Genomic DNA, 19647 nt, shown 5'->3' on the forward strand with positions numbered 1-19647 from the left:
GGCGCACACGCTAGCGCGGACCGCGGCAATGCGGAAGGGACCCCCGGCGAACTGGACCTAGCCGGCGATGCCGTACAGGCGGTCTCCAGCGTCGCCCAGGCCGGGCACGATGTAGGACTTCTCGTTGAGCTTCTCGTCGATCGAGGCCAGGACGATTGTCACGTCGGAGTCGGAGAGCTCTTCCTCCAGCTTGGCCAGGCCCTCCGGGGCGGCGAGGAGGCAGATGCACGTGATGTCGGAGGCGCCGCGCTTGAAGAGGAACTTGATGGCCTCGCGCAGGGTTCCGCCGGTGGCCAGCATGGGATCGAGGACGAAGATCTGCCGGTCCGTGAGGTCCTCCGGGAGGCGCTCGGCGTACGTGATGATGTCCAGGGTCTCTTCGTCGCGGGCCATGCCCAGGAAGCCGACCTCGGCGGTGGGTACCAGCTTGGTCATGCCCTCGAGCATGCCCAGCCCGGCCCGGAGAATCGGGACCACCAGAGGGGTTGGCTTGGTGAAGTAAGTTCCGATGGTGGTGCTGACGGGCGTCTCGATGGTCTTCGGTTCAGTGCGGACGTCACGCGTGGCTTCGTAGGCCAGGAGCGTTACAAGCTCCTCGGTGAGCTGGCGGAAAACCGGGGACGGGGTGTTCTTGTCCCGCAGAACGGTGAGCTTATGGGCGACCAGCGGGTGGTCCACAACGAGAGTGCGCATGGGTCAAAACTATCACCCGGAGGCGGAGGACCGTCCCGCAGTGCCGGGGGTATCGGCGTCGTTCGCGTCGGCCGGAGCAGCGGCGCTGGCGGCGCCATCACCGCGGCCGGCGGCGCCGTCCCGCAGGTGGGCGGGATGCTCAAAGGTGGGCGCCGGGCCAGCGTGCTCCCGGTGGCGCAGCACATGGAACAGCCGGTGCGCCAGGATCACAATCCCCACCCAGGCCAGCCCGATGCCCCACCCGACAATCACGTCGGTCAACCAGTGATGGCCCAGATAGACCCGGCTGAGGCCCATCGCGACGATGAAGATCACACCCGCGGCGATCAGGGCGATCCGGGCGCTGGTCCGTTTGATCTGCAGGCAGGCCAGGTACACCACGAGGGCGATCACCACCGTGGTGTTCAGCGTGTGGCCGCTCGGGAACGACGGCGAGGTCTCGTAGGGCGGCACGGCGTCGGCATGGTCCGGACGGACACGGCCGATCAGCTTCTTGCCCAGGGTGGTGGCAGTCACCGACACAGCGGCCGCGCCGCCGACCAGGATCAGCGGCCGCCAGCTCCGGGAGGTGAAGATCAGCAGCGCCGTCAGGATGCTGCCGAGGATAGGCATCCCGATGCCGCCGCCGATATTGGTGAACCCGGTGATAAAGGCGTCCAGGCCGGGGCTGCGCAACTGTTCCATGAACGCCAGGGCCGGCTTGTCCACGTTCGCGAGGCCGGCGTCGTCCACCACGTTGTCGTAGACCTCGGCGCTGAACAGCGCCAGAAGCACAATCACCACGCCGCCGATAAGCATCGTGACCCACAGAGCCGCGTAGGGCACCACCCATTTGCCCCAGCGATGCGCCAACCAGTTCTCTGTTCCGGTGGTCACGGCCGTCTCCCGACTACTTGACTACATAAACTACTGGGGCTGAACAGCAGAGCTGAACAGCATGCTTAGGATCGAAACTATCATTGACCCATGACTGCCCCTGAGCCCCGCCATGCCCAATGGATGAGCCTTGCCCTGGCGGAGGCCCGGAATGCGCTGGCCACCGCGGACGTGCCGATCGGCGCCGTCGTGATCGGGCCCGACGGTTCCGTGCTGGGCACCGGGCGAAACGAACGCGAGGCCCTGGGGGACCCGACGGCCCATGCCGAGATGGTCGCCATCCGGGAGGCCGCCGCGCGGTTGCGGGCGTACCGTGCCCAGGAAGGCAAGGGCGACGACGGCTGGCGGCTGGAGGACTGCACGCTGGTGGTGACTCTGGAACCGTGCGCAATGTGCGCGGGTGCGATCGTCCTCGCAAGGATTCCGCGGGTGGTGTTCGGTGCCTGGGACGAGAAGGCCGGCGCCGCGGGTTCCGTGTTCGACATCCTCCGAGAGCGCCGGCTCAACCACTGGGTGGAAGTCGTTGCAGGCGTCCGTGAGCAGGAGTGCGCCGCGCTGCTGCGGGATTTCTTCGCCGGGCACCGCGCCTGATCCGTTCCGGCTAGCTTGCGCCGTCGGCAGATGACGCGGCGGCCGATGACGCTGCCGCTACGGCAGAAGCCGCGAGCGCGTCGATCCGCTTCTGGCGGGAGGCCGGCGAGTCCAGGCTGAAGGCCCGGAAATCACCGAGGTCCTCGCGGATCCAGGCTTCCACCTCGGCGATCCGCTGCGTGATGGCGGGCGTGGGGCCATGGAACAGCCAGGGCACGATCCTCCCCTTGGCCGGATCGTACTGCCAGAGCCCGATGATCCTGCCGCGGTCCAGGATTGGGTGGTCCGGGAGATCGGCCTGCAGCGCGAGAGATCCCAGCGCCGGTCTGTGCTGGTCTTCCTCCTCGAGCAGGTCCGCCGCGTTGCGCCGCAGCAGGAACAGGGAGTCCGTTCCGGCGAGCAGCTGGATCTGTTCCCCCGCCGGCTCCTCGAACGCGGCGAGGCGACCGACGTCCGCGGGCAGCATCCACAGCGGGTCGCCCCCGGCCTCGGGCAGCGCGGTGGACACCTCGATGGCGCCGACGGCGGCGAGCGCCGCCTTACTTTGCGCGACGGTGAACCCCGTGAACCACTGCGATTGCTTGAAGGTGGCTCCCCCGGTCCAGCCCAGGTAGCGGCGGACCAGCTCGGTGCGCGCGGCGTCGTCGTCGAGGCCACTGGGCGCCAAGCCCCAGGGCTCGTAGGCGTAGCGCTGCTGATCCAGGCGGCCGTTGGCCGGGACGCGGCGGATCTTGCCCTGCGCCTGCAGGATCCCCAGGGCGGTGGGCAGCGTAGTGGTAGCGCCCTTCTTCTTGCCTTCCTCGCCCAGGTTCCGGACTGAATCGCCCAGTTCCTCCTTGAGCTGCCGCGGATCCATCGGCCCCTCCGCCTCGGCGAGCACGTGCAGCACTTGCTCCTCCAGGAGCGTGATTTCGCCCCGTTCCACGCCTAGCCTGCCGAGCACCCGGATGGCTTCGGCGGCGTCTTTGCCCAGCTTCAGCGCCCAGGCGAAGTCGTCCCGGCCCAGGACGTAGGTGCAGCCGCGGGCGACGGGGAGTTCCAGGATCCGGTGGGCGAGGACGTCGGCGTCCACCTGTTCGCGGCGGATGCCGGCGCGGGCGAAGAGCGTGAGGTATGGGTTGGCGCCGCCCACGGACCGGGCCCAGCCTGCCCGGGCCAGAACCTGTTCCGCCGTGCAGCCAGCCAGCGAACCGTCCAGGCCCTGCCGGTGCCAAGCCCACGCCCGGAGCCGCTCCGGAGTCAGGCCCTGCGGCTCCGGCAGATTGACGGGCTCTTCTACCGACGGCGATTGCGTGGCGACAGGGTGGCTGCTCATGGGCTCATTCTCCAACAGCTTCTCTGTCAGCGGTATCAAGAAGCCGTATCAACCTGCGCCGCCGGTTTCCCGCTGTCCCCGGTTTCCGGGGATTCCGTCGATTCCGTCGATTCCGTCGACAGGAACTCCAGAACGGTCCGGGCAGTGGCGTCCCAGCCGGGCAACCGGCCCCGTGCATCCGCTGCCGCGTCCCGCCAGCGTTCCCTGAGTGCGGCGTCGCGCAGCCAGCGGCTGAGCAGGTCCGCCAGCGGCGCGGGGTCCGTTCCGAGCCCGACGGCGGCGCCCGGCAGCGGCGTGTCAGGCACCGGCGCGTCCAGCATCCTGCCCGGCCAGCTGTCCGGCCCCGGCGAGCCGGGCAGGTTGCCGGCGCCGAGCGCCTCGACGGCTCCGGTGCCTTCGCGCACCAGCACGGGAATGCCGCGGGCCAGCGATTCGGTGACCACCAGGCCGTAGGTTTCGGCCCGGGAAATCAGCAGGCTGAGATCGGCCGCGTCCCATACAGCCTCCAGCGCCGGGCCCCGGAGCTCGCCCGGGATGCTGACCCGCCCAGCCAGGCCTAGACATTCCACGGAGTTCCGGAGCTGCGCCGCATAGGCCGGGTGGGCGGTATCCGAGCCGATGAGGGACGCCGTCCAGGGCAAATCCGTGAGCCGGGCGAGCGCGTCCAGCAGGAGCGACTGGTCCTTGTTCTCCAGCAATGCGGCCACGGCGATGATGTGCGGCCCGCCGGCGCCGGCGGACAGGCTGCCTGCCGCCAAAGGGGCGGGCGCAGTACCGGGCAGGGCCACCCTGATGCCGTCCAGGCCGTGCCGGGCACGGATGCCCGCCGCGGCCGAGCCGCTTGTGCAGATGACACCGGCCGCGGCCTGCAGGGCCCTGCGTTCGCGCTCGGAATGGTCCGGCAAGGGCATGTGCAGCAGGATCCAGACCTGCTGCCCGGCGGCCGCGGCCTCCTCCAGTTCGTCGGGCGCACCGCAGGCGAGGAGGCTATCGACCACCATCACGGACCCAGTCGCGGAACCCGGGTTTGTGGACTCCGCATTCAGCAGCCGGGCCAGGCGCCGCCGGTCCCCCGCGCTGCCTCCCGGCCAGTCGCCGTCGAGCGGGCAGGTTTCCACTACGGCGCCGAGGGCGGTCAGTTCCCGGGCGAGCGCCGCGTTGTAGACGTTGCCGCCGGAGTTGTGCCGGACGTTGCCGGGCACCACAAGCCGGAGGCGGGGGCTGGCCGGAGGCATCTGCGGCGCTTAGCGGGCGTCGAAGTCCAGCGAGAAGCCGGCCCAGGCGTCGGGGGTTTCGCGCAGGGTGACGTCCAGCCCGGCGAGCTCGCGCCCGTCGTTGCCGACGCGGATCTGCGAGGCGACGGCGTCGGCGATGTACCGGGCGAGGGCCTCGGTGGTGCTCAGCTTGCCGACGAAGTCGGGGTGCTCGTCGAGGTTTTTGTAGTTCAGCCCCTCGAGGACTTCGTCCACCACGTCCCCCGCCGCGCCGATGTCCAGCACAATCGCATCGTCATTGAGCTCACGACGGCGGAAGGTCACCTCCGTGACGAACGTGGCGCCGTGCAGGCCCTGGGCGGGGCCGAAGGCTTCGCGCGGAAGGCTGTGGGCGATCATGAAGTTACGGCGGACGGTCAGGCTGAACACGGGCTACCTCGCGGCTTTGGTGGGCTGGGCTGGGGCGGATGGGTGTGGGGTGAATGAGACTTTGGCGGACGGGTATTCGATGACGTGGCAGAGGGCGTCCAGGGTCCCGTCGGCGAGCCGCTGGACAGCGCCGGGGAGCTCCTCGAACGTCGAGGATCCGGTCAGGAAGACGTCATAGACCGGGTCCTGCAGCAGGGACACGGCGAGCGCGAGGCGCTCGGCGTTGGTGCGGCGGTGCCGGCGGGCGCGGGCCACCATCCCCACCTGGCTGGCCCGGATGGACAGGCGGCGGGCATGGAAGTCCTCCCCCAGCGGCAGGGAGATCTTCCGGTCGGCGTACCAGGACATTTCGATGATGTCTCCGTCGTCGCCCACCAACTGCAGGCTTCGCTGCAGGCCTTCCTGCGAGGCCGAGCAGTGGATCACGATGTCGCAGTCCGGGAGGGCGTCGTCGGGGTGGCTGAAGTCGACGCCGAGGGCGTCTGCGAACGCGCGTTTGGCGGGGTCGACGTCGATCAGCTGCAGCCGCGCCAGCGGAAAGCCGGCCAGGAGCCTGGCCACCATGCCGCCGACGAGTCCGGCCCCGATCACGGCGATGCGGTCGCCCAAGCGGGGCCCGGCCTCCCAGATTCCGTTAATGGCGGTTTCCACCGTGCCGGTCAGCACCGCGCGGCGGGCCGGGACGCCGTCGGGAATCACCGTGAGTGATTCGACCGGGACGATGAAGCGGTCCTGGTGCGGGTAGAGGCAGAAGACGGTCTTACCGGCCCAGCCGTCCGGACCGTCCTCAACCACGCCCACGGTGAGGTAACCGAATTTCACCGGGTAGGGGAAGTCCCCTTCCTGGTTGGGGGCGGCCATGGCCCCGGCGACGCACGCCGGGACGCTCGCGTGGTGGACCACCAGCTCGGTGCCCTTGCTGATGCCCGAGTACAGCGTGCGGATCAGTGCCTCGCCGGGTCCGGGGGCGGGCAGTTCCTCGCTCCGGAGCTCGCCCTGCTCCGGGCCGACGGTCCAGTAGGCGGTGGCCGTGGCGTGCCGTTCAGAAGTAGTCATTGTGCTTACGAATCTAGTGCCCGCGCTGTTCGCGGGGAAGGGCGCCGCGCGCGTTCCCGGCATGGTGCGGGTGCCGTTGTGGCTCGTTTTGTGGATGGGCGCCTTGCTCCGGTACCCTAGTCAGGTTGGTGACGTGTCCGAGCGGCCGAAGGTGCAACACTCGAAATGTTGTTTGGTGTAAAAGCCAACGTGGGTTCAAATCCCACCGTCACCGCCAAATGAGAAAGGCCCTGCTCCCCTTATAAAGAAAGGGAAGCGGGGCCTTTTGTTTTGCCCAATTTAGGCCGGTGGGCACATTTTGGGCACATTCGCCAGAGATACGGCGTGATCTAGAGCGTCTGCCGTCGCGGAGCGCTGGAATCCCTCGTCCATTCTTGTGAGCTGGGCTGACGATGGCCGGCACGCGCATTGGGCTTGGATCCCTGCCGGCAACGTGGAGCGCGTGACTGATTCCGGCTGGGACGTTGAGGAATACCGGCGGTGCCCGGAACACTTGCGGGGCATCCGTTGGGGAAACCGCCTGCCCGGATTCCTGCCTGCCTAGGCCGGGCACCCTTGATGCCAGTGTTGCCCGTGTGGTTATACTCATGCTTGGGGGCGCCTTAGACGGTGTATGTCGGAAGCGTTCAGCAGCCAAAAACTATCTGCCAACCACCGACAGGAGGTGCGGGGAACCGTGCCAGCATTGAAACGATCGATCTTCCGTAAAGCGGCAGCCGCTGCCGTCCTTTCCGTTGCCCTGGGAGCAGGAGCGCTCACCGCGGCGGCCCCGGCGAGCGCCGCAACCTGTGCACCGGAATTCAATTTCTGCCCCTCGTCATGTGCAGAAACTACCGCGAGTTGCACAGCCGGTGTATCTACCGTGTACGTCACCGCAGGAACAGTCCTGCGGGCGAATAAGTACGGCTGGCCCACGGGCACCAAGCTGGAATACCGATGGTTCTTGAACGGTAAAATTTTCGCGGGCGGTTACCATGACACCCACAAGGCATGGGAAGGCAAAGGCGATAAGTACGTCGTCCGCGTCAAGGGCACATTGAACGGCAAGGTCAGCTATCGGTTCAGCCGGACGTACATAGTCCGCTAACCACCACGCACAGAGAAACCCCCGCCAGTCATCACGACTGGCGGGGGTTTGTCGTTCCTGGTGGCTATCGTGCCAGGCGTGGTGAAGCGAGATGTTGAGGCAACGAGTCGGATGCTAGATGAGTTGTTGGCAGTCCCTGCCCGATCGCCATTCGAGGAGCTAGAGCCCGACTACGAGTTTTGGGATCCTGCGCCCTACTGCACTTGCCACTGCCACTAGACGCCGGCGGGCACACTTTGGGCACATCTAGTGTGAATTGCCGTGATCTCAGGTGATGTAATTACCGTCACCACCATATAAAAAGGCCCTGCTTCCCTTACAAACTAAGGGAAGCAGGGCCTTTTGCTTTGCCTGCCGGGGCGTTGTTCGGCTGTGGGGCAGATCAGGGCGAATAGAGGGCCCGCATTCGCCCTGATCTGCCCGACAGATTCGGCACGGGCAAAAACGCGCAGCTCCGTCGAGCGTCGCCGCCCGCTACGACAAGTGCGGGCATGGACGGGAAACAGCACAGCCGCGCTAAATTGGCGGCAAGGAAAAGCCCCGGACCTATGACAGGTGCCGGAGCAGTTCCTACGCCGGTAGAACGCTCTGAATCGGTTAGTCGTCGCAGTTCTGCAAGACCCAGTTCTGAGCGCGCCAGATGACGTTGTAGAGGTTGTAGGGTGCGACATCAAAGGTGTCCCACTTCTGGCCGACGTGGGCGGTCCAGCTAGGAATGGTGCCACAGCAGACACGGTGTCCGAAGACATAGAACAGTGCATGTGGCAGAGCGCGCTTCATCATGGAATGCCTTTCCATTGTCGCCGGCCCCGAATGGGCTAGCGTTGGTGCGCGCTCATAGCGTCATCGTAGCGGACCCTCGTCCTGGCGTTTAGCCGTGACCATCGCGGACACTTCCGTCAGAGCAGCTGTGACCATTCCGGCGGATATCTCGATCTGGGAATCCACCGTGAATTGACGTGATCCAGGGTGATGAGAAGTGCTGTGGGGCAGATCAGGGCGAATGGAGGGCCCACAACCGCCCTGATCTGCCCGACAGGTTCGGCACCGGAGGAAACGTGCGGTTCTGGCGAGCGCGGGCAAGCGTTCAGGGCTCCCCGTCGAGTTGCTCCATCTCCAGGCACGCTTCTTCGTAGGAAACGTCTCCGTTGCGGAATGCCTGCTCGAGTTCCTTGGCCCTGCGTCGCGTGTAGGCGGTGCTGACGGTTCCCGTCATGCCAGCCTCGAGATAGTCCAGCCGGGAGTCCGTGGGCTGCCGGTCCCGGGCGGTCCCGTGCCTGCGGCTCGTCTTGTGGAACCACGTGCCAGGGTGCATCAAGTGCTGTGCATAGGCTCTGGGATCGACTAAGTACATGCTTCCATGGTTCAACTTCCGGCTGAGAAGACCATGAGTATCGTCTGGATGATCGAGTTTGCCGCACTCCCCCAGGACGCGTCATGCCAAACAGGAAAGCCCTGCTTCCCTTTGTTTGCATGGGAAGCAGGGCTGGTCACCGACACAGACCGCCCTACCCGCGCACGATCACCACGTCCAGGGTCCGCGGTCCGTGGACGCCTTCGACGCGTTCGAGTTCGATGTCGCTTGTGGCGCTGGGGCCGCTGATCCAGGTCTGCGGGCGGGTGCCGTCGAGCCGGCGGAGGGCCTCCGGCAGGATCGCCGTGATATCCCGGGCCCGCACGATGCAGATGTGGCGGTCCGGGACGAGGCTGATGACCCGGCGGCCCTGGTCCGGGCTTGCGTCCAGGACGATGGTGCCGGTTTCGGCGACCGCCACGGCGCTGCCGGTGACGACGGCGTCCACCCTGTCCAGTTCCTCGACGCTGAGCCGGTGCCCGGGCGCGTCGGTGACGCGGCGGGAGCCGCCGTCGCGCGCGTCCGCCTCAGCGAACAGCGCCTGGTCGAGGCCGTGCGGAATGGCGTAGCGGCCGGCGCCTTCGAGCAGCACGGCGAGCCGCTGCGGCACCGCGGCTGCCTCCTCGACGAAGACGTTCGCCTTGTAGTCGACCAACCGGTCCGTCAGCAGCTCGATGAGCTCTTCCTCGCCCAGGGTGGAGCTGCGGCGGTAGTCGCGCGGCACGTCCGGTACGGCCGGGGCGTCGCGGAGGGCCGAGCGGATCCGGTCGAGTATTTCTTCGCGCGCGTTCACGGGTTCTCCTCTGTACCGGCGGATCCTGTGCCGGCGTTCCCAGTACCGGCGTCGCCCGTGCCGGTTGGGTCCGTCGGGGCGGCCGGGGCCCGATGTTCCTTGTCCCACCACTGCCGGAAGGACTGTGCCGGCGGCGCGGGGATGTCCCGGCTCTGGGTCCAGCCGGCGGCGATGCCCGGCAGTTTGGTGATTTTCTTATCCGGTCCGGCGGCGATCCGGCCCAGGGGCAGCGCCTTCTCGACCAGGCCAAGGTTCTTTCCAGAGGACAGCGCCCAGGAGGTAGCCTTCATGCCCAGGTCCATCTGGCTCGGCAGGCGCTCCCTCCCGCGTTTCCCGCGCTTGCCCCGTTTGCTGTCCACGTCCTCACCGCGCAGGTGCACCAGGATGTCCGGGATGTTGATCTTCACCGGGCAGGCGTCATAGCAGGCCCCACACAGGGACGAGGCGTACGGCAGCGAGTTGTTCTCCTCCGCCGTGATCCCGGTCAGCAGCGGTGACAGGATAGCGCCGATCGGTCCCGGGTAGGTGGATCCGTAGGCGTGCCCGCCGGTGCGCTCATAGACGGGGCAGACGTTCATGCAGGCGCTGCAGCGGATGCAGTGCAGGGCTGAGCGGCCCATCTCGTCGGCCAGGGCGGCGCTGCGCCCGTTGTCCAGCAGGACCAGGTGGACGTTCTGCGGCCCGTCGTCGGGCGTGACGCCGGTCCACAGCGAGGTGTAGGGGTTCATCCGCTCGCCGGTGGAGGAGCGCGGGAGCAGCTGCATGAACACCTCGAGGTCCTCCCACGCCGGCAGCAGCTTCTCCACGCCCATGACGGTGATGAGGGTTTCGGGCAGCGTCAGGCACATGCGTCCGTTGCCTTCGGATTCGACGACGGCGAGTGTGCCGGAGTCGGCGAGGGCGAAGTTCGCGCCGGACACGGCCACCTTGGCGCTGAGGAACTTGCGGCGCAGGTGGGCCCGGGCGGCCGCGGCGAGCCGGGCCGGCTCGTTGGTCAGCTCCGGGTCGACGCCCTCCATTTCGCGCAGGAAGATGTCCCGGACCTGGCTGCGGTTCTTGTGGATCGCCGGGACCAGGATGTGGCTGGGCTTGTCGTGGTCCAGCTGGACGATGAGCTCGGCGAGGTCGGTCTCGAACGCCGCGATCCCCTGTTCCTCGAGGTACTCGTTGAGGCCGATCTCCTGGGTGGCCATGGACTTGACCTTGACCACCTCGTCGGCGCCCTGCTCCCGGATGAGGGAAGCGACAATCGCGTTGGCTTCGCCGGCGTCGCGGGCCCAGTGGATGGTCCCGCCGCGGGCGGTGAAGTTCGCCTCGAATTGCTCCAGCAGCTCCGGCAGCCGCGCCATGACGGATTCCTTGATCGCCCGGCCGGCCTCGCGCAGCTCCTCCCAGTCGGGGAGTTCGGACACGACGGCCAGCCGCTTGTCCCGGATGGTCCGGGTGGCGTGGCCGAGGTTTGCCCGCAGCTGGGTGTTGCCGAGTTCGCGGCGGGCGGCCTTCGGGAAGGGCTCGTGCTCGTGCAGGTTGCCGATGCCGAAGACGGGCAGGGACGGCATCCCCAGGAATGTGCCGCTCATCGTGCGGTCCTTCCGGTGGTGAGGCGGACGTCGCCGGTGACGGCGGCGGGATTCTCGAGGGTGCTGGCCAGGATCTCGGCGAAGTGCATCGTGGTGACGCCGCTGCCCTGGCGGGACAGGCCACCGCCGATATGCAGGAGGCAGGAGGCGTCACCCCCGGCGCAGAGATCCGCGCCGGTGCCGCAGATGTTGGCGGTCTTGTCCGCGAGCATCGCCGAGGACACGTCCGCGTTCTTCATCGAGAAGGTTCCGCCGAAGCCGCAGCACTGCTCGGCCTCGGGCAGCTCGGCCACCTCGATGCCTGCCACCGAGCGCAGCAGGTCCAGCTGCCGGTCGCCGAGCCGGAGAAGCCGCATGCCGTGGCAGCTGGGGTGGTAGGTGATCCGGTGCGGGAAGTAGGAGCCCAGCTGTGCCGCGGCGTCCGTGACGCCGAGGACATCGACCAGGAGCTGGGAGAGCTCGTAGGTCTTATGTCCGACGGCCGCTGCCCGGGCTTCCAGCCCGGCGTCCCCGCAGCGGCGGGCAACCATGGGGTGCTGGTGCTTCACGGAGGCGACGCAGGAACCGGACGGTGCGACGGCGACGTCGTACTCGTCTTCTTCGAATGCCTTCACATGGTTGGCGACGACGGGCAGCGCCTCCCGGAAGTAGCCGCTGTTGACGTGCATCTGCCCGCAGCAGGCCTGCCCGGCGGGGAAGATGACCTCGTGGCCGAGGCGTTCGAGGATGGACACGGTGGCGCGCGCCGTGGCCGGGTACATGGCGTCCACGATGCACGTGGCGAAGAGTGCGATCTTCACTGGGCACCTCCGGCCCTCTGGTGTTCCGCCACAGTTGAGGGCACGTACTCCGCCGGCTGCTGGGAGGCGCGCACCACGGCGCGCAGCTCGCCCAGGCCGCCGCCGAGCACGCCGGCGGCGCGGGCCTGAACCAGGACGTTGCCCAGGGCCGTGGCTTCGACCGGACCGGACAGGACGGGCTTGCCGGTCGCGTCGGCGGTGAGCTGGCACAGGAGCCGGTTCTGGGATCCGCCGCCCACAATGTGCACGACGCCGGCCCGGACGTCCGCGAGCCGTTCGGCGTCGGCGATGGTCCGGGCGTAGCCGGCGGCGAGGCTGTCCAGGATGCAGCGCACGATGTGCGCGGGATGCTCCGGGAGGACCGCGCCGGTGTTGCGGACCGCGGCCCGGATCCGTTCGGGCATGTTGTCGGGGGCGATAAAGTACGAATCGTTGGCGTTGATGACGGGACCGCCGGGAGGAAGAGTTGCGGCTGCGTCGAGCAGTTCCTCAAGTCCGGGCCGGTAGCCTTCGGCGGCCCAGGCGCGCTGGCATTCGCTGAGCAACCAGAGGCCGCCGACGTTGCGCAGGTAGCGGATGGTGCCGTCCACGCCGCGTTCGTTGGTGAAGTTCGCGGCCCGGCTGGCCTCGGTCAGGACCGGATGGGAGAGTTCGACACCGACCAGGGACCACGTGCCCGAGGAGATGTAGGCGAATTTCTCCTCATCACCTCCGGCGCCCGCGGGTACGGCAGCGACGGCCGAGGCGGTGTCGTGCGAGCCCACGGCCACCACTTCCGTGGCAGCGGGCAGGCCGGTCCGTTCCGCGATCTCCGGCAGCAGGGTGCCGAGGGTCTCGCCGGGCTGGATCAGCGGCGGGAACAGGTGCTTGGGCAGGCCCAGGGCGGCCAGGAACTCCGTGGCCCACTCCCCCGCGACGGCGTCGAAGAGCCCGGTGGTGGAGGCGTTGGTGGCCTCGGTGCGGCGCCGGCCGGTCAGCAGGAACCCGATGAGGTCAGGGATCAGCAGCGCCTGCAGCCCCTCCAGTGCGGGCTCGGTGGCGAGCTGGTAGATGGTGTTGAACGGCAGGAACTGCAGCCCCGTGGTGGCGTAGAGCCGGGCCGGATCGAGTTCCTGGTGGACCGGGGCGACGGCGGCCCGGGACCGGTCATCGCGGTAGCTGAACGGCGAGGCGACGAGCTCGCCGGCGGCGTTGACCAGCCCGTAGTCCACGGCCCACGTGTCGATCCCGATGCTGGCGATGCGCTCGCCGCGGGCCGCGGCCGCCGTGGCGGCGGCCGCGAGCCCGGTGAGGACCTCGGCGAACAGCGCGTCGAAGTCCCAGCGGAGGCCGCCGTCGAGCTCCTTGACGCCGTTGGGGAAGCGGTGCACCGTCTCCAGCTCGGCCCTCGTCCCACCGGGACTACCCGTGACCCGGCCCAGGATGACGCGGCCAGAGGAGGCGCCGATGTCGACGGCGGCGAACAGGCCGCCGCTGGCTGGTGCCGTATCCGCTGGTGGCACGGTGCCCATCGCAGGAAGGCTCATCGCAGGAAGGCCGCGGCCACGCCGGCGTCCACGGGGATGTGGAGCCCGGTGGTGTGGGAGAGCTCGCTGCCGGTGAGCACGGCGGCGGCGTTGGCCACGTTTTCGGGCAGGACTTCGCGCTTGAGCAGGGTGCGCTGGGCGTAGTACTTGCCCAGCTCCTCTTCCTGCACGCCGTAGACGGCGGCGCGCTTGGCGCCCCAGCCGCCGGCGAAGATCCCGGAGCCGCGGACCACGCCGTCGGGGTTGATGCCGTTGACCCGGATGCCGTACTCGCCCAGTTCCGCGGCGAGGAGCCGGACCTGGTGGGCCTGGTCTGCCTTGGTGGCGGAGTAGGCGATGTTGTTCGGGCCCGCGAACACGGAGTTCTTGGAGGAGATGTAGATGATGTCCCCGCCCATTTCCTGGCCGATCATCACCTGCGCGGCGGCCTTGGCCACCAGGAACGAGCCCTTGGCCATGACGTTGTGCTGAAGGTCCCAGTCCTTCTCCGTGGTTTCCAGGAGCGGCTTCGAGATGGAGAGTCCGGCATTGTTGACCACCAGGTCCAGGCCGCCGAAGGCCAGGACGGCTTCCTGGATGGCCGCGGCGATCTGGGCCTCGTCGGTGACATCGGCCTGGACGCCGATCGCGACGTCGGGGCCGCCGAGTTCCGCGGCCACCGCGCGGGCGTTGTCCAGGTTCAGGTCCGCGATGACCACGCACGCGCCGTCGGCGGCGAAACGGGTGGCGATCGCCTTGCCGATCCCCGACGCCGCCCCGGTCACCAGGGCGATCCGGCCGGCGTGGGATTTCGGCTTGGGCATCCGGGCCAGCTTGGCCTCTTCCAGGGCCCAGTACTCGATCCGGAACTTCTCAGATTCCTCGATCGGGGCGTAGCTGGAGACGGCCTCGGCGCCGCGCATGACATTGATGGCGTTGAGGTAGAACTCCCCCGCCACCCGGGCGGTCTGCTTGTTCGCCCCGAAGGAGAACATGCCCACCCCGGGCACCAAGACGATCGCCGGGTCCGCGCCGCGCAGGGCGGGGCTCTCAGGGGTCGCGTGCCGGTCGTAGCACTCCTGGTAGTCCTCGCGGTAGGCGGCGTGGAGTTCCTTCAGCCGGGCGATCGAGTCCTCGACCGGGGCGTCGGCGGGCAGGTCCAGGACCAGCGGCTTGACCTTGGTGCGCAGGAAGTGGTCCGGGCAGGACGTGCCCAGGGCGCCGAGCCGCGGGTGCTCGGCGGCTTCGAGGAACTCCAGGACGGCTGGGTCGTCGCTGAAGTGCCCCAGCTGCGGCTTGTCCGTCGAGGCGAGTCCGCGGATCACGGGCGCCAGGGCGGCCGCCTTCGCCCGCCGCTCGGTTTCCGGGAGGGCAGCGTAGCCGGGCAGCTTCGGCCCGAACGGTTCGGCCCGGCCGTGGTCCTTGATGTACTGCTCGGCCTGTTCGATGATCCACAGCGAGTTGGCCTCGGCTTCCTCGCTGGTGGCGCCCCAGGCCGTGATGCCATGTCCGCCGAGGATGGTGCCGACCGCGTGCGGGTTCGCGTCCTTGATCGCGGCGATGTCCAGGCCCAGCTGGAACCCGGGGCGCCGCCACGGCACCCACGCCACCTTCTCGCCGAAGATCTCCTTGGTGAGCGCCTCGCCGTCGGCCGCCGTGGCAATGGCGATCCCGGAGTCCGGGTGCAGGTGGTCCACGTGCGCGGCATCGACCAGGCCGTGCATGGCGGTGTCGATCGACGGCGCGGCGCCGCCCAAGCCGAACAGGCAGTAGTCGAATGCGGCCACCATCTCGTCTTCGCGCTCGACGCCGGGGTACACGTTTTTCAGCGCCTGCAGCCGGTCCAGCCGCAGCACGGCAAGGCCTCCGGCCTTCAGTGTGCCGAGGTCGCCGCCGGAGCCCTTGACCCACAGGAGTTCGACGTCCTCGCCGGTCACGGGGTCCTTTTCGGTGCCCTTGGCCGAGGTGTTACCGCCGGCGAAGTTGGTGTTCCGCTTGTCCGCGCCGAGGCGGTTGGAACGGGCAATCAGTTCTTCAACAGTCTTGTTCTCAGTCATAACTCTTAAGCGCCCCATCCGGCTTGCTGGCCGCCGACGCGGTCCTCGTTGATCTTCTTCTGGTAGCCGCTGGCCTTGAAGGCGGCCAGCGGGTCCGCGGGCAGGCCGCGGGATTCACGCCACTGCGCCAGCGCAGGACGGACATCGGTGTAGAAGGCATCGTTGAAGATGCCGTTGGCGGCCAGGACATCCCCGCTGCGCTGGGCCTCGGCGAGCGCGTCCGTGTCGATCAGCAGGGCCCGGGCAGTCATTTCCTGGACGTTGAGCACCGAGCGGATCTGGCCCGGGATCTTTTCTTCCAGGTTGTGGCACTGGTCCAGCATCAGGGCGACGGCTGAATTCTCTCCTGCGGACTTGCCGAAGCCGCCGCCGCGGATGACCTCATGCATGATGCGGAAGAGCTGGAACGGGTCGGCCGCGCCGACGATCAGGTCATCATCCGCGTAGAAGCGGGAGTTGAAGTCAAAGGAGCCGAGCTTGCCCAGGCGCAGCAGCTGCATGACGATGAATTCGATGTTGGTGCCCGGGGCGTGGTGGCCGGTGTCCAAGCAGACGAGGGCCTTCTCGCCCAGCGCCAGGGTCTGAGCGTAGGAGGTGCCCCAGTCCGGGACGTCGGTGTGATAGAAAGCCGGCTCGAAGAACTTGTATTCCAGCACCAGGCGCTGTTCCGCGCCCAAGGCGGCGTAGATCTCCTGCAGGGATTCGGCCAGGCGGTCCTGCCGGCCGCGCATGTCGTCCTGGCCCGGGTAGTTGGTGCCGTCCGCGAGCCAGATCTTCAAATCGCGCGAGCCCGTGGCGTGCATGATCTCCAGGCACTCGAGGTGGTGGTCGATGGCGCGGCGGCGCACCGCAGGGTTCAAGGAGGTCAGCGAGCCGAACTTGTACTCGTCGTCCTGGAAGGTATTGGAGTTCACCGTGCCCAGGCCCACGCCCAGACCCGCCGCGTACTCCTTCAGGGCCGCGTAGTCATCCACCTTGTCCCAGGGGATGTGCAGGGCGACCGTGGGTGCCAGGCCGGTGAGTTCGTGGACCTTCGCGGCGTCGGCCAACTTCTCCTGGACGGTGCGCGGGGTGCCGGGCGTGCCGAACACCCTGAAGCGGGTGCCGGAGTTGCCGTAGGCCCAGGACGGGACCTCGATGGCGAGTTCCCCGAGGCGGCCCAGGGCCGTTTCTGTGGTGTTCATGACTGTTCCTTTTGCGGTTGGTGGTTGTCCCCGGCGGCGTTGGCCGCGGACAACTGGTCCTCGAGATTGAAGATTTCGGTGAGCTGGAGGAAGCCCTGGTCCGGTGCACCGGAGAGATCCTCGAAGAAGCCGGCCATGTCGGCCTGCCAGCGGTCGTTGACGTCCGTGGCTGCCATCCGGGCCTGCGCGCCCGTCAGGCTGTCTGTTTCGAAGTAGCCGATCAGGAGCCCGTCGGGCCGGAGGAAGAGTGAGTAGTTGTTCCAGCCGCAGGCCTTGAGGGCCCGGAGCATCTCCGGCCAGACGGCGGCGTGCCGGCGGGTGTATTCCTCGATCAGCCCGGGCTTGACCTGAAGTTGGAAGCAAACGCGTTGCGTGCTCATGAGAGCACCACGTGGCGGTGTTCGATGCCCAACAGGGACGCGGCGGCCTTGATGTCGGCGGCCCGGTGGCCGATGCAGAGGGCCCAATGGTGGCCGATTCCGGTCTGGCTCCACTGGTCCACCCAGAGCCCGGGGTCCCCGCCGAAGTCCACCCGGGAGGTCGTGTTGCCGATCTGCAGGAGGGGCCCCGGGACAACTTCGCCTTCGGAGGTGACGAAGACGTAGCTTCCGTCCGGGTCCTGGCCGAGGCCGAAGGTGGTGACGGGGCCGTGGCGCACATCGAATTCGACCGAGACGCCCCAGCCGCGCTTGCCGTGGTAGATGCCGAGTCCGCGCAGGAGCGGGTCCTGGGCGGACACGGCCAGGTGGGCCGGGCCGTCGTGTCCCATTTCGACCACGTTGTCGAGGAAGTTCAGGGCCTGGATCTCGGTGAAGGATCCCCCGGCGCCGATCGCCTGGGCGGCCAGCATGGCAATGGAGGTCCGCAGTTCGAATTCGCCGGCCATCGGGATGCCCCGGGCGGTCAGGATGGAGGAGCCCAGGATCATCCCGGCGCCCAGCCGTTCGTGCTGTTCCCCGGCCAGTCCGCGGTGGTAGTAGGCCACGGAGTCGAGGTCGAAGTCCTGCACGAGGCGGTCCAGGCCCACCGAGACCTTCGCGCCCCACGCGAAGTCGTCGTCGTTCACGGAGTCATCGACAACGAAAAGTTCGCGGGCGAGCCCGAGCCGTTCGGAGACCTCCGCGTCCGTCACGGCGTTGACCCGTTCGCGGAGGTCATCGAATTCGAGCACTTCGACGTGGGAGCCGAAGGTGGTCGAGACGGTGGTGAGGTCGCTGGCGACATCGAGCATGCCCGGATAGAGGTGGCCCATGAGCCCGTGCCGGGCACTGCGGAGCCGGGCGCGGACGCCGGCGGCGTGGACCCACTGCGTGATCCGCTCCCAGGCGGACTCCTGCTTGAGATGCCCGGAGACTGAGCGGAAGTCGATCCCGGCCCGGCGGAAGACGTTGGCGACCTCCGGCACCGGGCACTGGCCGCAGTAGGCCAGCCATTTGCCGGTGTCGAAGTTGGCGTGGTCCATCGCTTCGGTCGGCTGCAGGTCGATCACCAGGACGGGGGTCTTCGCCCGTTGCGCGATCGGCAGGACCATGGAGGAGGTCAGGTACGTGGTGAGGAAGATGACGATGAGGTCGCAGTCGGCGACGCGCATCTTTTCACCGGCCGTCGCGGCCTCCTGCGCGTCGGAGATGAAGCCGGTGTCGACGACTTCGGCGTCGAGTCCCTGGAAGCGGCCGGTGACGTAGCGGACGGAGTCCTGCAGCTGCGGGAGCAGCTCCGGGAACTGGGGCCAGTAGGCGCCCAGCCCGCCGGAGACCAGCCCGATGCGGGTGGGGCGGCGCCGGTGCGGGTGCAGCAGCCGGTCTGCCGGTTGTTTCTGGTTCATGTAAGGGGCCTTCCGGCGTGAAAAGGGGTACCTGGGGCTCCGGAATGCGGGTTCCGGGCACGGCTGTGGAGAAGGGCGCCGTGGACCCGGTGCTGCGGCACCGGTGAAGTGGAATGGTGTGGGTGGAAGGAACGAGATGCCGGGCGGGCTGTCGGCGGCCCGCCCGGCTGCTCGGGATGGGTCAGGGACGGATCAGAAGTTGTACTTGTCGATGTTCTCGGCGTTGAAGACGGTCGGCGGGCCGACGATCACGAGGCCGCCCTTTTCGACTTTGCGTTCGCCAAGCTCGCCGGCGGTGAAGGTATCCCCTTCTTTGCCGGTGATCTTGCCGTCCGTGAGGGCCTTGCCGGCGAACGCGGCAACATAGCCAAGCTGTGCCGGGTCCCAGAGAGCGAACTCCTTGACGGTTCCGTCCTTCACGAAGGGCCGCATTTCATTCGGCAGCCCCAGCCCGGTGAGGGCAACCTTGCCCTTGTAGGCGGACGTTGAGAGGTACCGGGCCGTGGCGGCGATGCCCACTGTGGTCGGAGAGATGATGCCCTTCAGGTTCGGGTGGGCCTGCATGAGGCCCTGGGCTTCCTGGAAGGACTTGGTGTCGTTGTCATCGCCGTAGACCTTGGCAACAAGCTTGATGTCCTTGTACGCGGGGTTGGAGGCCAGCTCCTCCTCCATGTACTTGATCCACTCGTTCTGGTTCGTGGCGTTGGCGGTGGCGGACAGGATGGCGATTTCGCCGCTGCCGCCGATCTGCTCGGAGATCAGCTTGGTCTGGATCAGGGCAACGTCCTTGGCGACGACCTGGCTGATGAAGACGTCGCGGCAGTCAGGGTTGGTGTCGGAGTCGAACGCGACGATCTTGGCGCCGGCGGAGCGGGCTTCGCCGAGGGCCGTGCAGACGGCGTCGGGGTCATTTGCCGCGATCGTGATGACGTTCGTGCCGGCCTGCGTCTCGGCGTTGATGAAGGAAACCTGGCTGGAGGCGGAGGCTTCCAGCGGTCCGACCACCTGGGACGAGGCGAATCCGGCCTCGGTGGCGCCCTTCTTGCCGCCGCCCAGGACGACGTCGGTGTACGGGTTGTTCAGCTGCTTGGGGATGAAGGTGATCTTCTGGTCCCCTCCCCCTGCTGAGGGGCTGCTGGTATCGCTGGAGGATGCGGAGCCGCTGTTGCAGGCTGTCAGCGCCAGTGCGGCCACGGCGGTGATGGCCACCATGCTTCCCAGTCGGCCGGTCTGGCCCTTGTTCTTGCGGTTCAACATCATTGTTCTTCCCTTTTCCTTCGTGCGGTAG

Annotated in this window: 19 protein-coding genes and 1 tRNA gene; 3 read left to right on the forward strand and 17 right to left on the reverse strand. The window is 67.9% G+C overall.

Annotation, left to right across the window (positions count from 1 at the left end):
• Positions 1-57: 57 nt before the first annotated feature.
• Positions 58-693: a uracil phosphoribosyltransferase gene (upp, locus tag MRBLAR12_RS21465; protein WP_229994822.1), complete on the reverse strand. Its 636-nt coding sequence runs from the start codon at positions 691-693 to the stop codon at positions 58-60.
• A 12-nt stretch (positions 694-705) separates the two neighbouring features.
• Positions 706-1569: a phosphatase PAP2 family protein gene (locus MRBLAR12_RS21470; protein WP_364748279.1), complete on the reverse strand. Its 864-nt coding sequence runs from the start codon at positions 1567-1569 to the stop codon at positions 706-708.
• Positions 1570-1659: 90 nt separating this feature from the next.
• Here MRBLAR12_RS21470 and MRBLAR12_RS21475 point away from each other — a divergent pair, with 90 nt between their 5' ends.
• Complete coding sequence (locus MRBLAR12_RS21475; RefSeq protein WP_364748280.1) at positions 1660-2160, forward strand: nucleoside deaminase; 501 nt, start codon at positions 1660-1662, stop codon at positions 2158-2160.
• A gap of 10 nt (positions 2161-2170) precedes the next feature.
• Here MRBLAR12_RS21475 and MRBLAR12_RS21480 read toward each other — a convergent pair whose 3' ends face one another.
• The 4 genes from MRBLAR12_RS21480 to MRBLAR12_RS21495 are packed head-to-tail and all read right to left on the reverse strand — an operon-like array spanning position 2171 to position 6174.
• Positions 2171-3475, reverse strand: coding sequence for a DNA glycosylase AlkZ-like family protein (locus MRBLAR12_RS21480; RefSeq protein ID WP_364748283.1), 1305 nt, complete (start codon positions 3473-3475; stop codon positions 2171-2173).
• A gap of 35 nt (positions 3476-3510) precedes the next feature.
• A complete protein-coding gene (locus MRBLAR12_RS21485) occupies positions 3511-4710 on the reverse strand; it encodes a glycosyltransferase family 4 protein (protein ID WP_364748286.1) in 1200 nt (399 codons plus the stop codon).
• Between the two features lie 9 nt (positions 4711-4719).
• The gene (locus MRBLAR12_RS21490; protein WP_364748289.1) at positions 4720-5118 is read right to left on the reverse strand and encodes a 6-pyruvoyl trahydropterin synthase family protein; all 399 of its coding nucleotides are present in this window, start codon (positions 5116-5118) and stop codon (positions 4720-4722) included.
• A 3-nt stretch (positions 5119-5121) separates the two neighbouring features.
• Positions 5122-6174 carry a dehydrogenase gene (locus MRBLAR12_RS21495; RefSeq protein WP_364748292.1) on the reverse strand — a complete coding sequence of 351 codons (1053 nt, stop codon included), beginning with the start codon at positions 6172-6174 and terminating at the stop codon, positions 5122-5124.
• 127 nt (positions 6175-6301) lie between these two features.
• Between MRBLAR12_RS21495 and MRBLAR12_RS21500 the strand changes: the two genes are divergently transcribed.
• Positions 6302-6391: transfer RNA gene (locus MRBLAR12_RS21500), tRNA-Ser, on the forward strand.
• 396 nt (positions 6392-6787) lie between these two features.
• Positions 6788-7261, forward strand: coding sequence for a hypothetical protein (locus MRBLAR12_RS21505; protein WP_229994829.1), 474 nt, complete (start codon positions 6788-6790; stop codon positions 7259-7261).
• Positions 7262-7858: 597 nt separating this feature from the next.
• Here the strand turns inward: MRBLAR12_RS21505 and MRBLAR12_RS21510 are convergent.
• The 11 genes from MRBLAR12_RS21510 to rhaS form a co-directional block, all read right to left on the reverse strand.
• A complete protein-coding gene (locus tag MRBLAR12_RS21510; protein WP_229994830.1) occupies positions 7859-8044 on the reverse strand; it encodes a hypothetical protein in 186 nt (61 codons plus the stop codon).
• 304 nt (positions 8045-8348) lie between these two features.
• On the reverse strand, positions 8349-8615 hold the full coding sequence (locus MRBLAR12_RS21515; protein ID WP_364748296.1) for a hypothetical protein: 267 nt from the start codon (positions 8613-8615) through the stop codon (positions 8349-8351).
• Between the two features lie 154 nt (positions 8616-8769).
• Positions 8770-9408: a LutC/YkgG family protein gene (locus tag MRBLAR12_RS21520; RefSeq protein ID WP_364748298.1), complete on the reverse strand. Its 639-nt coding sequence runs from the start codon at positions 9406-9408 to the stop codon at positions 8770-8772.
• Positions 9405-10988, reverse strand: a complete 1584-nt coding sequence (locus tag MRBLAR12_RS21525; RefSeq protein ID WP_364748301.1) for a LutB/LldF family L-lactate oxidation iron-sulfur protein — start codon at positions 10986-10988, stop codon at positions 9405-9407. Before MRBLAR12_RS21525 ends, MRBLAR12_RS21520 begins: the two co-directional genes overlap by 4 nt.
• On the reverse strand, positions 10985-11788 hold the full coding sequence (locus MRBLAR12_RS21530; RefSeq protein ID WP_229994834.1) for a (Fe-S)-binding protein: 804 nt from the start codon (positions 11786-11788) through the stop codon (positions 10985-10987). Before MRBLAR12_RS21530 ends, MRBLAR12_RS21525 begins: the two co-directional genes overlap by 4 nt.
• Positions 11785-13299 (reverse strand): rhamnulokinase, encoded by a 1515-nt coding sequence (locus MRBLAR12_RS21535; RefSeq protein WP_364748303.1) that lies wholly within the window; start codon positions 13297-13299, stop codon positions 11785-11787. Before MRBLAR12_RS21535 ends, MRBLAR12_RS21530 begins: the two co-directional genes overlap by 4 nt.
• Before the next feature lie 11 nt (positions 13300-13310).
• On the reverse strand, positions 13311-15350 hold the full coding sequence (locus MRBLAR12_RS21540) for a bifunctional aldolase/short-chain dehydrogenase (RefSeq protein WP_364748305.1): 2040 nt from the start codon (positions 15348-15350) through the stop codon (positions 13311-13313).
• A 5-nt stretch (positions 15351-15355) separates the two neighbouring features.
• Complete coding sequence (gene rhaI, locus MRBLAR12_RS21545) at positions 15356-16534, reverse strand: L-rhamnose isomerase (protein ID WP_229994836.1); 1179 nt, start codon at positions 16532-16534, stop codon at positions 15356-15358.
• On the reverse strand, positions 16531-16914 hold the full coding sequence (locus tag MRBLAR12_RS21550) for an L-rhamnose mutarotase (RefSeq protein WP_229994837.1): 384 nt from the start codon (positions 16912-16914) through the stop codon (positions 16531-16533). Before MRBLAR12_RS21550 ends, rhaI begins: the two co-directional genes overlap by 4 nt.
• Positions 16911-18359: an L-fucose/L-arabinose isomerase family protein gene (locus tag MRBLAR12_RS21555; RefSeq protein ID WP_229994838.1), complete on the reverse strand. Its 1449-nt coding sequence runs from the start codon at positions 18357-18359 to the stop codon at positions 16911-16913. Before MRBLAR12_RS21555 ends, MRBLAR12_RS21550 begins: the two co-directional genes overlap by 4 nt.
• Before the next feature lie 192 nt (positions 18360-18551).
• On the reverse strand, positions 18552-19619 hold the full coding sequence (gene rhaS, locus MRBLAR12_RS21560) for a rhamnose ABC transporter substrate-binding protein (protein ID WP_229994839.1): 1068 nt from the start codon (positions 19617-19619) through the stop codon (positions 18552-18554).
• Positions 19620-19647 lie beyond the last annotated feature (28 nt).

The organism is Arthrobacter sp. LAR12-1-1.1 (genome assembly GCF_040676555.1).
Lineage (GTDB): Bacteria > Actinomycetota > Actinomycetes > Actinomycetales > Micrococcaceae > Arthrobacter.